The organism is Amycolatopsis sp. NPDC114503, from assembly GCF_055633655.1.
In genome coordinates this window covers 80,233-92,195 of record NZ_JBVKDT010000007.1, presented here as the reverse complement: position 1 = coordinate 92,195, position 11,963 = coordinate 80,233, and the positions used below count along the sequence as shown (strand labels likewise).

At 69.5% G+C, this 11,963-nt stretch carries 11 protein-coding genes; 2 read left to right on the top strand and 9 right to left on the bottom strand.

The genetic code is table 11. The features are described 5' to 3' along the window. Positions 1 to 20 precede the first annotated feature (20 nt). Positions 21 to 974, top strand: a complete 954-nt coding sequence (locus ACZ7OI_RS28620) for an Lrp/AsnC family transcriptional regulator (RefSeq protein WP_470267247.1) — start codon at positions 21 to 23, stop codon at positions 972 to 974. Here the strand turns inward: ACZ7OI_RS28620 and eccD are convergent. The 6 genes from eccD to ACZ7OI_RS28590 are packed head-to-tail and all read right to left on the bottom strand — an operon-like array spanning position 964 to position 6,369. Then, entirely contained in the window at positions 964 to 2,340 is a 1,377-nt protein-coding gene (gene eccD, locus ACZ7OI_RS28615; protein ID WP_470267246.1) for a type VII secretion integral membrane protein EccD, read from the bottom strand. The two genes, ACZ7OI_RS28620 and eccD, sit on opposite strands and share 11 nt — an antisense overlap. Further along, positions 2,337 to 2,660 carry a YbaB/EbfC family nucleoid-associated protein gene (locus tag ACZ7OI_RS28610; protein ID WP_116202260.1) on the bottom strand — a complete coding sequence of 108 codons (324 nt, stop codon included), beginning with the start codon at positions 2,658 to 2,660 and terminating at the stop codon, positions 2,337 to 2,339. Before ACZ7OI_RS28610 ends, eccD begins: the two co-directional genes overlap by 4 nt. Then, the gene (locus ACZ7OI_RS28605) at positions 2,653 to 3,144 is read right to left on the bottom strand and encodes a hypothetical protein (protein ID WP_470267245.1); all 492 of its coding nucleotides are present in this window, start codon (positions 3,142 to 3,144) and stop codon (positions 2,653 to 2,655) included. The genes ACZ7OI_RS28610 and ACZ7OI_RS28605 overlap by 8 nt, the downstream gene beginning before the upstream one ends. 5 nt (positions 3,145 to 3,149) lie before the next feature. Then, positions 3,150 to 4,496, bottom strand: a complete 1,347-nt coding sequence (locus ACZ7OI_RS28600) for a WXG100 family type VII secretion target (protein WP_470267244.1) — start codon at positions 4,494 to 4,496, stop codon at positions 3,150 to 3,152. A 3-nt stretch (positions 4,497 to 4,499) separates the two neighbouring features. Continuing rightward, complete coding sequence (locus ACZ7OI_RS28595) at positions 4,500 to 5,555, bottom strand: WXG100 family type VII secretion target (protein ID WP_470267243.1); 1,056 nt, start codon at positions 5,553 to 5,555, stop codon at positions 4,500 to 4,502. 34 nt (positions 5,556 to 5,589) lie between these two features. After that, positions 5,590 to 6,369, bottom strand: a complete 780-nt coding sequence (locus ACZ7OI_RS28590; protein WP_470267242.1) for a WXG100 family type VII secretion target — start codon at positions 6,367 to 6,369, stop codon at positions 5,590 to 5,592. Positions 6,370 to 6,504: 135 nt separating this feature from the next. Here ACZ7OI_RS28590 and eccCa point away from each other — a divergent pair, with 135 nt between their 5' ends. Continuing rightward, positions 6,505 to 10,449 (top strand): type VII secretion protein EccCa, encoded by a 3,945-nt coding sequence (gene eccCa, locus ACZ7OI_RS28585; RefSeq protein ID WP_470267241.1) that lies wholly within the window; start codon positions 6,505 to 6,507, stop codon positions 10,447 to 10,449. 6 nt (positions 10,450 to 10,455) lie between these two features. Here eccCa and ACZ7OI_RS28580 read toward each other — a convergent pair whose 3' ends face one another. The 3 genes from ACZ7OI_RS28580 to ACZ7OI_RS28570 all read right to left on the bottom strand — a co-directional run bounded on the left by ACZ7OI_RS28580 (position 10,456) and on the right by ACZ7OI_RS28570 (position 11,962). Further along, positions 10,456 to 10,908 carry a hypothetical protein gene (locus ACZ7OI_RS28580; protein ID WP_470267240.1) on the bottom strand — a complete coding sequence of 151 codons (453 nt, stop codon included), beginning with the start codon at positions 10,906 to 10,908 and terminating at the stop codon, positions 10,456 to 10,458. A gap of 133 nt (positions 10,909 to 11,041) precedes the next feature. Then, a complete protein-coding gene (locus ACZ7OI_RS28575) occupies positions 11,042 to 11,578 on the bottom strand; it encodes a hypothetical protein (protein ID WP_470267239.1) in 537 nt (178 codons plus the stop codon). Positions 11,579 to 11,602: 24 nt separating this feature from the next. Then, positions 11,603 to 11,962 carry a DUF6086 family protein gene (locus ACZ7OI_RS28570; RefSeq protein ID WP_470267238.1) on the bottom strand — a complete coding sequence of 120 codons (360 nt, stop codon included), beginning with the start codon at positions 11,960 to 11,962 and terminating at the stop codon, positions 11,603 to 11,605. Position 11,963 lies beyond the last annotated feature (1 nt).

Below are 11,963 nucleotides of genomic sequence, written 5' to 3'. Positions count from 1 at the left end.
GTTTGGTGCAGAATCAAGCCATGCTCGACGACCTCGACCACGCCCTCGTCCACGCGCTCCAGATCGACGGCCGCGCCCCGTTCGCGCGGATCGGCACCGTCCTGGGCGTCTCGACGCAAACCGTCGCGCGCCGCTACCGACGGCTGCGCACCGAAGCCGGACTGCGCGTCGTCGGGCTGGCCGCGCCGCATCGCGCCGGGCAGACGCAGTGGCTCGTGCGGCTCACCGTCGTCCCGGCGGTCGCGCAGCGGGTCGCCGACGCGCTCGTCCGGCGCACCGACACGACCTGGGTCAAGCTCGCCGGAGGCGGTACGGAAATCTGCGTCATCGTCCACGCGGCCAACGACTCCACGCCCGAGCACGGTCTGCTGTTGCACGACATCCCGCGCACGACCGGCATCACCGCCGTCTCCGCGCATCAGTTGCTGCACCTGTACCACGGCGGGCCGACCGCCTGGCAAGGCCGCGCTGACGTCCTGACCGACGCCCAACGCCAGCAGTTGGAACCAGAAACCGGCACCACGCACCTCGACGCGACGCCTGCCGACGAACCGTTGCTCACTGCTCTGCAGCGAGACGGCCGCCTCGGCCAGACCGAACTGGCGGCCATTACGGGCTGGTCCGCCGCAACCGTCGCACGCCGGATCGCTGACCTGCGCGCGGCGGAAACCCTCTATTTCGACGTGGAAATCGACGCCCGGCTCTTCGGCGCGACCACGCAAGCTCTGCTGTGGATGGCGGTGGCCCCGGCCGATCTCGACGGCGTAGCCACCGAACTCGCCACCCACCGCGAGCTAGCCGTCGTCGCCGCGACCACCGGACCGACGAATCTCCTCGCGCACGCCCTATGCGCCGATCCCCCGGCGCTGCACCGCTACCTCACCCACCGGCTCGGCGCGCTGGCGGGCATCCGGTCCTGCGAAACCGCGCCGGTCCTGCGCACGATGAAAGCCGCCAGCCCGCTCAGCCGCTGACCGCCTCGTACACCCCGGCGATCAACGCCACGAACGGCACCAGCGACAGCAGCACCAGGAACTCCGAAATATCCAGCAATCGCGACCAATACGGCGACCGCACCCCGCGCGCGACCCGCGTCGCGTAGAACAGCGACACCACCGCGGCCAGCACCAGCGCCAGCCCGACCGCGAGCAGCGCGATCCGCTGGTTGTCCGCGATCAGCCAGAAACCCGCCGTCAGCAAGGCAAGGAGGCCGAAGCCGACCAGCACCAGCCGTTGCGTGCGGCCCGCGTACGAGCGCGACCGCTGGATCCACGCCGTCCCCGCGAGCGCGGCCAGCCCGGCTTCCCACGGGCCGCCGGTGGCGAGCACGATCGACGAACCGATCACCACCAGCCCGAGCGCCACCAGCAGGCTCGTGAGCAGTGCCTGCGCATGCGTCGTCCGCCCGGCCATTTCCACGCCGAGCGACGGCTGTTCGTTGGCACGGAAGGATTCCATGTCGTCCGGCACGCGCGGAAGCGGCATCCGGCCCAGCCGCAGCGCGAGCATCGGCGCGACAGCCGCCAACGCCGTCGCCAGCACTGCCGCGACAGCCGCAGCGGCAACCGGCTTCGCGCCGGTCAGCAACACCACGCCGGTCGCGATCGCGCCGATCCCAGCCGAACCGACGACCGCGACGAAGAACGGCAACCGGTCCGCCACCGATACCGCAGCCAGCACACCGTAAACAGTCACCGCCGCGAGGCCCGAGGCAAGCGGGCCGGCGGCGAGCGAGAACATCGAATGCGGTGGCAGCAAAGACATTCCGGCCAGAAAAGCCACGCCGACGCCCGCCAGCGCACCAGCCGCACCCGCGCCCGAATCGCCGTACGCCCGGCTCAACGCGCCGCCGCCGAGCAGCAGCACGATGGCGAGCAGCCCGGTGCCGATCGGCGCGAGCACGCTGCCCGCCAGCGAGGCCTGGATCAACAACCCGCCCGCGAACAACAGGACCGCGGCGGCCGTGATCCCAGCCCGGCGAGCGACCTTCGGCCCCCAGGCGGTCGACGCGGATTCGCCGACGCTCGCGATCGAATCCACCACGTCGTCGAACAGCAACGGACCCCGCGGACGTTCACGCGGGGTCAGGTGCAGCACTTCGCCGTCGCGCACTTGCGCGGCGGCGACGGTGAGCCCGAGCGCGAGCGGCGCGCCGCCGAGCCGCGACAGCACCCAGCCGGGATGCTCGGCCGACGCCTGCCCGGCTGCCCCGGCGAGCCGGACCAGCTGCGGCACCAGTTCGGCGAACGTGCTCTGCTGCGGCAGCGCGACGTCCACCCTGGCGCGCGGGGTGACGATCGTGACGCGCCGGGTCGACCCGGCGACGGCCGGCGCGCTCACAGCTGGGACCTGGACGCCTCGATCACCGGGGCGAACTTCGCGCTGCTCGCCTCGGCGAGCTTTTGCAGGCCGGCGTTCACCGCTTCGAGGACGATCTCCGACAGCGTGCGCGCGTCGTACTCGCGGATCGCGCGCTGGTCGATGTCGACCGAGGTGAACCGGCCGTCGCCGCGCAGCGTCACGGTCACCTCGTTCTGCCGCGAAGCCGCCTTGACCTCCATCGCCTCGACCGTGCGCTGGATCCGCTGCACCTCTTCGGTCTGCTTGCGGACCTGCGCGAGCAGATCGTCCATGTCCGGCACGGCATACGGTTCAGTCACCGTCGTTCTCCTTCTCCTGCGGGGTTTCCCGGCGGACGTGCACGCTGGCCACGAACTTCCGGAAGTCGGGGACGAGCGTGCGCGCGTCCTGCGGATCGGCCGTGCAGACCAGCTCCAGCACGACCCGCCCGGCCGGACCGGGCACGGTCAGGAACACCTGGATCTGCAGCAGATCCTGGCCTTCGCCGGTGCGCATCCGCAAAGTCTGGGTGCAGCCGGGCGCGGCGGGGCTGCCGACCTCCTGGCGGTCGAGGACGTCCAGCAGCGCCATCGTCCGGCCGAGCCGTTCGACGGCCTCGTCGGCGATGTCCTTCATCGGCAGGGAATCCTGGCGCTGCTGGATGCCGAGCGTGATGTTCGGCGTGAACTCCGCGACCGGTTTCGGGTGCACGGCAACGAAAACCAGCCCGGGCGCGATCGGCGGCACCGGCGTCCAGCCCTCGGGGACGTCGAAGCCCAGCGGGAGCGTCACCAGATCAGCCATGGCACTCACCACGAACCCACATACTGCACGGCGTCGTCCCAAGCCCCGCCCAGCGCGTCCGCCGCCTCGCTCGCCGTGTGGCCGACCGCGTCGACCGCCGCTCCGCCGTATTCGCTGACCGCCGCGCCGACCTTCGGCAGGTCGATGTCGATCTTCGCGCCGAGCCCGGCACCGAGCCCCAGCGCGGCACCGGCCTTGAAGTTCATCTTCAGATGCCCGTTGTCATACACGAACTGTCCGTCGAGCTGAGCGCCGATTCCATATTGGACACTCCCGCTCGCGCCGACGCCGACGCCCGCGACATCCGCGGCGACCTGGCCCTCGAGCTTGCCGCCGGCGAAAGCGTTGGCGTGCACGCCAAGCCCGTGCAGCCCCAGCTGTCCCGAAGCGCTCACCTCGCCACCGGCGAACGCGGAACCGCGAGCGCTGCCGTGCGCGACGCCGTAGCTTCCGCTGGTCCCGATGTCCTCCCGGAAACCCAGCTCAGCGTGGCCGGATGCCTTCGCGTCCCAGCCCTGCGAGGAGATCTTCCCGTCATACTCCGGAATGAAGCCGTCTTGCTCGTGCGCGGTCTTGTAGTAGGTGATTTCGGTGGCGCGGGCGATCTCGCTCTTCAGCTTCGGCTGTCCGAACGGCGTGTCGGCCTTCTTCGGCGCGCGAGTGCCTTCCAGCCCATTCCAGGTCAGCTTCTTCCAGCCGGAATTGCCGAACCACGACGGCGCCGACCGCGGCCGCTTCCGTCCGTCGAGCGTGTCGCCGTTGACCCAGGACAGCGGGCCGTAGTTGCGTTTGCCCAGCTTGCCCGGCTTGCTCATCGGCCCGGCCCACGGCGCGGGGAACAACTCCGCCAGCGCGTCCGACAGCTCGTCGGCGACCTGCCCGGCCGCCGCGACCGCTTGCTCGCCCAAATCCCTTGCCGCGGCGATAAAAGCGCCCACCGCGTTCGGATCCGCCGAACGGGCCTGGTTGATCAGCTGCGTGCCGTACTGCTCGAACTGCGACAGAACCGAATCGACCCCGGAGCGCGCCCACCGCAACAGCTGTCCGGCCATCGACAACCGTTTGCTCTGGTCGGCCAGCTTCGTGCCGTCCTCGGTCAGTGCGTGCGCGACATCGGACGCTGCTGTCGCGTACGCGGTGTACGCAGCCCCGTCCCAGTCAGCGTGCAATGCCGTGGCCGCGTCCGCGATTTCGGTGGCTTTGCCGGTAATCGTGGATGCGTTGGTGCCACAGCGGTTTGCGGCCGCTTCGAGCGCCGCCGGGTCGCCGGTGACCCGGCGCTGGTATTCGACCAGCACCTGCCGGTAGTTCGACAGCACCGAGCTGACGACTCCGGACGCGTCCACGGCCACCGGTTATGCGCCCTTCGCGTCGATGTCGACGTGCTGCTGGAAGTGTTTGCCCTGGTAGGTGACGTCGACATCGATGTCCACGTCCTGCCCGGCCGGAGCTTCGACGGTCGACTGGCCGGTGTTCAGGTCGGTGTGGATCACGACCTCGTGCGCGCCGGTCGACTGTCCCGGCACCGAAGGCACCGAAGGCGCGGGAGCCGGGGCCGGAGCCGGGTGGTCCACGGGAATCCAGCTGTTCCCCGGGTTCGCCCCCGTCCCGGCACCGCCGCCGGACGGCCAACCGCCTGCCCCAGTGCCGCTGCCCGACGGCCAGCCGCCGTTGGACAGCGCGGGCGGCGTGTAGTTCGTGAACGACGGGTTGCCGCCGGGCACTCCCCCGCCGCTGCCGCCGATGGCCGCCTGCCCGGACGCGCTCGCGACCGGCGCGGGCATCTGCGGCGCGGTGACCGGAGTGCCGGAGACCGCCGCGTTGCCCGCCGCGCCGTTGGCGTCGGAAGAACCGTGGTGGAACAGCTTTTCGATGTCGCCGATGATCGTCGCGACCTGGGTGATCTGATTCGCGAGGTCGCCCGCGCCGAGCGCCTTCAGCAGACCGCCGACCGCGGTGATGAATCCGCGCAGCGTCGCGCTCGTGGCAGTGGAAAGCGCGACCGCAGCCCCGTAGGTCCACCAGTTCGACATCAGCGACGCGACGGTCGGGTTCACCGCGGCGACCACCGACCGGTACGCCTCCTGCGCCGCCTTCACCAGCGTGCCCGAAACGCCGAGCAGCTCAGCGCCCTTCTCGATCACGTTGATGATCTTGGTGAGCTGCTCGAGCGAATGGGAGATCTTCTGCAGCGCCGATTCCGACGCCCCGCCGGACCAGACCTTGCCGAGCTGGTCGGCGGCCTTGCTGAGCTCGGTGTAGAGCGAGGTCAGCTCGGCGGCCTTGTGCAGCAGGTCGAGGACGTGCTTGGCGATCTGCTCGGGCTGGCCGGTGACGATCTGCGGCAGCACGGTGATCGGGCCGCCGCTGGTCGCGGTGGCGTCCATCGCGCTGGAGTTCGGGAAGAACATCGGCTTCGGACCTCACTTGGTCGGGGGTTCGGGGTCAGACGGAGGCGGGCCGGTAAACGCTGACCTTGGCCAGTCCGCCGAGGCCCGGGTCGACAGGGCCGTGGTTGTAGAGGGCGCCGCCGTCCCCGGCGACTCCGATCACGGGGTGGTGGTCGGGCAGCAAAAGCGGCTCCACCACGACGACGTCGCCGCTGTGCACGCCGCCGGGCACGTCGCCGAAGGTGCGCGCGGTGCCCGAATACACCTCGATCAGGCCGACGCGCGCCTGATTGTCGGCGTCGCCGGCGAGCCAGTCGTTGAAATCCGCGACGCCGTGGAACCGGGCGTCGGTCAGCGGATGCTCGGCGAGCCTGCCGAGGTCCGCGTCGCCGAGATAGCGCAGCACGTTGCCGACCGAGGACGGTTCGCCGTGCGCGCCGGTGCTGTCGGTGATCGCCGCCGCGGCCAGGTGCGCGGCGTGCGGGGCTCCCCAGATCGACGTCAGCGAGGAAGACTGAGCACCGTTGCCGCCCCCGCCGTAGCCGTCGGAAACTGCTTCGTCGGCGCTTTGGTAAGCGTCGGCGCTGTGCTTGACCAGGCCGTTGATCTCCTGCAGCAGCTGCAGCAGCGAACGCACCGCGGTCACCTGTTGCGAGTGCAGCGCCTCGTTCGCCGCCGCGACGACGCTGCCGAAACTGGCGAACGTCGTCGGCTGCAGGACGAGTTTTTCCAGGTCCGCGACGGCGTTGATGCCGTGGGCGATGATGCCGCCCACGTTGCCGACGGTGGAGCGCATGGCCTCCGGCTCGGCCCGGTACTCGCCGGTCGTGCCCATGGCTCTCCCTCCGCTCTCCCGCGATCGGACGCACCGGTGCGGGGCGTCTGGGCAGAGCGTAAGTTCGCGCCGCCGGGCGAGCGGACGGCAAAAGTACCCACCGCGACCGGACAACAGGCGGCCAAAATACGGGGCATGAGTTCCACCCGCGACCGCCTTGGCCTGCTCGGCGAGCAGCCTGGGGAAATCATGCTGCAGTCCCCGCCGATGCTGCCCAAGAGCGGCTCCGGCGGCGTGATGCAGCTCATGATGTTCCTGCCGATGATGCTCGGCATGGGCGCGATGTCGTTCGTCTACATCGGACGCGACGGCGGGGTGATGACCTGGATCTTCGGCGCGCTGTTCGTCACCGCGATGGGCGGCATGATCGTGATGTCGCTCGGGCGCGGCGGCATGGCGAAGAAGGCGCAGATCAACGAGGAGCGCCGCGACTACCAGCGGTATCTCGCCGGTCTTCGCACGCGCGTGCGCGCGGTCGCCGACTCCCAGCGCGCCACGCTGATCGCGCAGCAGCCGGACCCGGCGGACCTGTGGGCGTACGTCGAAACCGACCAGCACTGGGACCGCCGCCGCGGCGACCGCTCGTTCGCGATGGTGCGCGCGGCCACCGGCCCGCAGCCGCTCGCGACGCCGCTGCGCGCGCCGCAGATCGCGCCGCTGGAGGAGCTGGACCCGGTTTCCTCCACCAACCTCAAGCACTTCATCCAGACCTTCTCGACGGTCGAGGGTCTGCCGGTTTCGGTGTCGCTGCGCTCGTACGCGGCCGCGACGCTGTCCGGCCGCCGGTTCGACGTGCTCGGGATGACGCGCGCGGTGCTGGCACAGCTGGTCACTTTTCATTCCCCGACCGACCTGCGCGTCGCGTTCTGCGTCGCCCCGGACCGTTCGCACGACTGGGAATGGGCGAAGTGGCTGCCGCACGCCACCGCGCCGGTGCTCGCCGACGCGACCGGCCCGCGACGGCTGTTCGCCGACAGCGCCGCGGAACTGGCGCGGTTGCTCGGCCCGGACCTCGGCGACCGCCCCGCGTTCTCGCGCCGCGGCGTGTCGGCCGACCTGCCGCACATCGTGCTCGTCGTCGACGGCGGCGATTCCCACGGCGAACCGCGGCTGCTGGCCGAAGAAGGCCGGCTGGGCGTGACCGTGCTGGAAGTCGGCGGTGATCAGCCGCGCGCGACGTCGACCGACCGGCTGCTGAGCCTGCACGTCGCACCGGATCAGCTCGGCATGGTGGTGCTCGACGGCACCGAAGCGCGGCTCGGGTTCCTCGGCATGCCGGACCGGCTCGACCACGGTGCCGCCGAAGCACTGGCCCGGATGCTGACGCCGCTGCACCACGGCGGCGCGGTGGTCAGCGAACAACCGATGTCCTCGACCTTCGGACTGGCCGGACTGCTCGGCATCGGCGACCCCCGCGACACCGACACGACCGTCACCTGGGCCCCGCGTCCCGCGCGCGACCGGCTGCGGATTCCGCTGGGCGTGAACCCCGACGGCCGCCCGGTCGACCTGGACCTCAAGGAATCCGCCGAGGGCGGCATGGGCCCGCACGGGCTGGTGATCGGCGCGACCGGGTCCGGCAAGAGCGAACTGCTGCGCACGCTGGTCACCGCGCTGGCCGTCACGCATTCGTCGGAAAAGCTGAACCTCGCGCTGATCGACTTCAAGGGCGGCGCGACGTTCGCGGGCATGACCAACCTGCCGCACACCTGCGCGGTGATCACGAACCTGTCCGACGACCTCGCGCTGGTCGACCGCATGGCGGACGCGCTGAACGGCGAATTGCTGCGGCGGCAGGAACTTCTCCACTCGGCCGGCAATTACGCGTCGGTGCGCGACTACGAAAAGGCGCGCGCGGACGGCACTCCGCTGCAGCCATTGCCGTCGCTGCTGGTGATCATCGACGAGTTCTCGGAGCTGTTGTCCTCACGGCCGGAGTTCATCGACCTGTTCGTCGCCATTGGACGACTTGGCCGCTCCCTCGGCATCCACCTGCTTTTGGCGTCGCAACGTCTTGAGGAAGGACGCCTGCGCGGACTCGACTCGCACCTGTCGTACCGAATCGGCCTGCGGACGTTCTCCGCCGCGGAAAGCCGCGCGGTGCTGGGTGTCGCGGACGCCTACCAGCTGCCGCCGGTGCCGGGTTCGGCGTATCTGAAGTCCGACAACGACACCTTGATCCGGCTGAAGGCCGCGTACGTCTCCGGCGAACTCCCGCCACGCAGCCGGATCGTGCGCTCAGACGGACAGCAACTCGGCGTCCTGCCCTTCACTCTGGGTCCGGTTGAAGTACCAGTCGCCGAACAACCTGCCGCCGACACTCCGGCGAAGGGCACCGGCGAAACGATCATCGACGCGATGCTGTCCCGTTTGGAGGGACGAGGCCCGGCCGCCCACCAGATCTGGCTGCCGCCGCTGGCCGAACCGCCCACTTTGGACCAGCTGCTGCCCCCGATCGGCGAAGACCCGCGCCGCGGCTTGTGTCCCCTCGGCTGGGGCGGCAACGGCAAGCTGACCATCCCGGTCGCGTTGGTGGACAAGCCTTTCGAACAGCGTCGCGACATGCTGTGGGCGGATTTCTCCGGCGCGGCGGGCAACGCGGTGATCGTCGGCGCACCGCAAAGCGGCAAGTCGACATTGATGAAGGACATCGCCGCGATGCTCGCGCTCACCCACACCCCCGCCGAGGTGCAGTTCTTCATCCTGGACATGGGCGGCGGCGCGCTGGCCCCGATCGCCGGCCTCCCGCACGTGTCGGGCTACGCCACCCGCCGAGACCCGCAACGCTGCCGCCGAGTCGTCGCGGAACTCGTGACTTTGCTGGAGCAGCGGGAAGAATTCTTCGCCGCGCACGGAATCGAATCGATGGCCGCCTTCCGCAGCCGCCGCGGCGAGTTCACCGAAAGCAGCGACGACCGCGAGTTCGGCGATGTGTTCCTGTTCGTGGACAACTGGACCACGATCCGGTCGGAGTACGAACGCCTCGAAGAGCAAATCACCGCGCTGGCCCAGCGGGGTCTGGGCTTCGGCATCCACGTCCTGGTCTCGCTGAACCAGTGGATCGGCGCCCGCGCCCAGCTCCGCGACGCCATCAGCACCCGCTTCGAACTGCGCCTGGGCGACCCGGCGGATTCGTCGATCGACCGCAAGGTGGCTCAAAACGTCCCCGCCGACCGCCCCGGCCGCGGTCTCACCGCGGACAAACTGCACTTCCTCGCGGCCCTCCCGCGCATCGACTCCGACCAACGCCCGGAAACCGTCGGCGCCGGCGGCCTGGACCTGGTCCGCCGAGTCTCCGCATCCTGGACCGGCCCGCGCGCTCCCCAGGTCCGCCTTCTTCCCCCGGAAGTCCCGCTGGACTCCTTCCCCGCCGCTCCCCATGGCCGGATCACCCTGGGCTTGGCGGAATCCACCCTGCGCCCCGTCCACCTGGATTTCCGGACGGACCCGCACTTCCTGGCCTTCGGCGACGTCGAATCGGGCAAGAGCTCGCTGCTGCGCGCCCTCGTCACCGGCATCTGCCAGACCCACACCCCCGACGAAGCCCTGATCCTGGTCGGCGACTACCGCCGGGGCCTGCTGGGCGTGGTGGACCAACCGCACCTGCTCGGCTATGCCGGTGCGGAAAACACGCTGACGGACTTGGTGAACCAATGCGCGACCGCGATGCGCAACCGGCTCCCCGGTCCCGATGTCACCCCCGACCAACTGCGCAACCGCTCCTGGTGGCGCGGGCCGGACCTGTACGTGGTCATCGACGATTACGAGCTGGTCGCCACTGCCGGACGGAACCCGGTGCTGCCGTTGCTGGAATTCCTTCCGCAGGCCCGGGACATCGGCCTGCACCTGATCCTGGCCCGGTCTTCCGGCGGCGCCGGACGAGGCTTGTACGAGGCGGTGATCCAGCGGGTGCGAGAGCTGGGGTCGCCTGGCCTGGTCATGTCCGGCGGGAAGGAAGAGGGCGCGCTGATGGGCGATGTGAAGCCTTCGCCGCAACCGGCCGGGCGCGGGACGTTGGTGTCGCGACGGCACGGGACGGAACTGGTGCAGGTGGCGTGGACCAAGCCGGCGGAGGACTGAGCGGGCTCAGGTGATTTCGGTTTCGGTTTCGGTCAGATCGCTGTGGTAGCTCACGTCCCATTCCTCGGGGACTTCGCGCCGGAGCCGTCGGGCCAGTGCCCAGCCGCGCTCCTCGAAGCGACGTTCGGCCTCGTCCGAGGGAAAGGCGGACGAGGGCGGATCTGCCCAGTTCCTCGTGGCGTCCCATTCGTCCTTCCACGCGGAGAGGTCGCGAGCCAGTTCCGCGCTCAATCCCAGCTCCGGCGACGCGGGGTCGATCGGAGCGGTCACGTTATGGGTGTACGGATTGAAGTACCACAGCGGTTCGGCGCCCCATTCCGTCATGATCTTGATCGACCGCCACAGGATTTCCGGCCGTTCCGCGGGAAGCGACTTGCGGCGAGTGGGCCAGGAGAAGATGTCCGAGATCCGGTGCCAGTCCCAGAAACTGACGGGCCGCTCAGGGGCCGGGTCGTTCACTCCGGCCTGCTTTCCCGCGCCAGCGCGAAAAACTCACTGTTCCCGTCCGATCCGCCCTCCGGCGCGGCGACCGCCTTCATCTGCGGATCCCGTTCGGCCATGCGTTCATTCTGGCTCGGCACGTCAGCCGTTCTCAAGGCAATTGCGGATACAGCGCTTGCCACCGGACCACAGTGGCCCGCATCTCCGGATCGACAAGATAAGGCAGCACCTGCCCGGCCAGCTTGACGAGCACCTTGGCCCGATGCAGCCGGCCGATCTGCGGCGTGGACAACTTCGTCCACACCGGGCTCAGCCGCTCGCACTCTTCGATCCGCTCCGGCGTGAGCACAGCCGCGATCCGCTGGATGGCGTCCTCAGGACCATACCCCTTGCCAGGCAAGGAAAACCCGGATTCGGCAAGCCTGATCGACACCATCAACTGCCGGTTGAGCAGTTCGTCCGCCCAGAGCAGCTCGTGCTCTTCCACGTGCGCGAGCACGTCGCAGGCCGCGCCCAGATACCGTTCCTTCTCCGCCTCCGACCACGCCTGACCGTCGTCGATCTCTTGCCACAACCCGGTGAACAACAGGCTGAGCAACTCGCCCCAGCCCCACGGATGCGTACCGTCGGGCAACCGTCCCCCGGCGATCCACCACTCGAACCGCTCCCGTGCCGGCAACCTGCTCAACCGCGGAATCTCGGGCCACATGCGTCAGCTCGGAATGTTCCGCAGCGAATCCCGGCACCGGGCCACATCCGGCGGCACGTCTTCGATCGGGATACCGGTCCGTTCCAGCATGACGAGGCATACTCCGAGAAACCCGCGCGCCAATTCCCGGTACACCGAATGCGTCATCACGGAGCTGTCGAGCAGCGTCCGCACGAACGCCGCCAGCCGAGCCGGATCCACGCTGTAGAAATCGGCGGCCATCGGGCTCAGCCCGGCATCGCTGATGGTCAGATCGAAGTTGTGCGCCAGCGTCACGCCCATGTTCACGAACAACCGGCCGACCCGAAGTGCCGGACTCCACACATTCTCGTCGTCGACGACACTGGTGAAAATGTAGCTCATC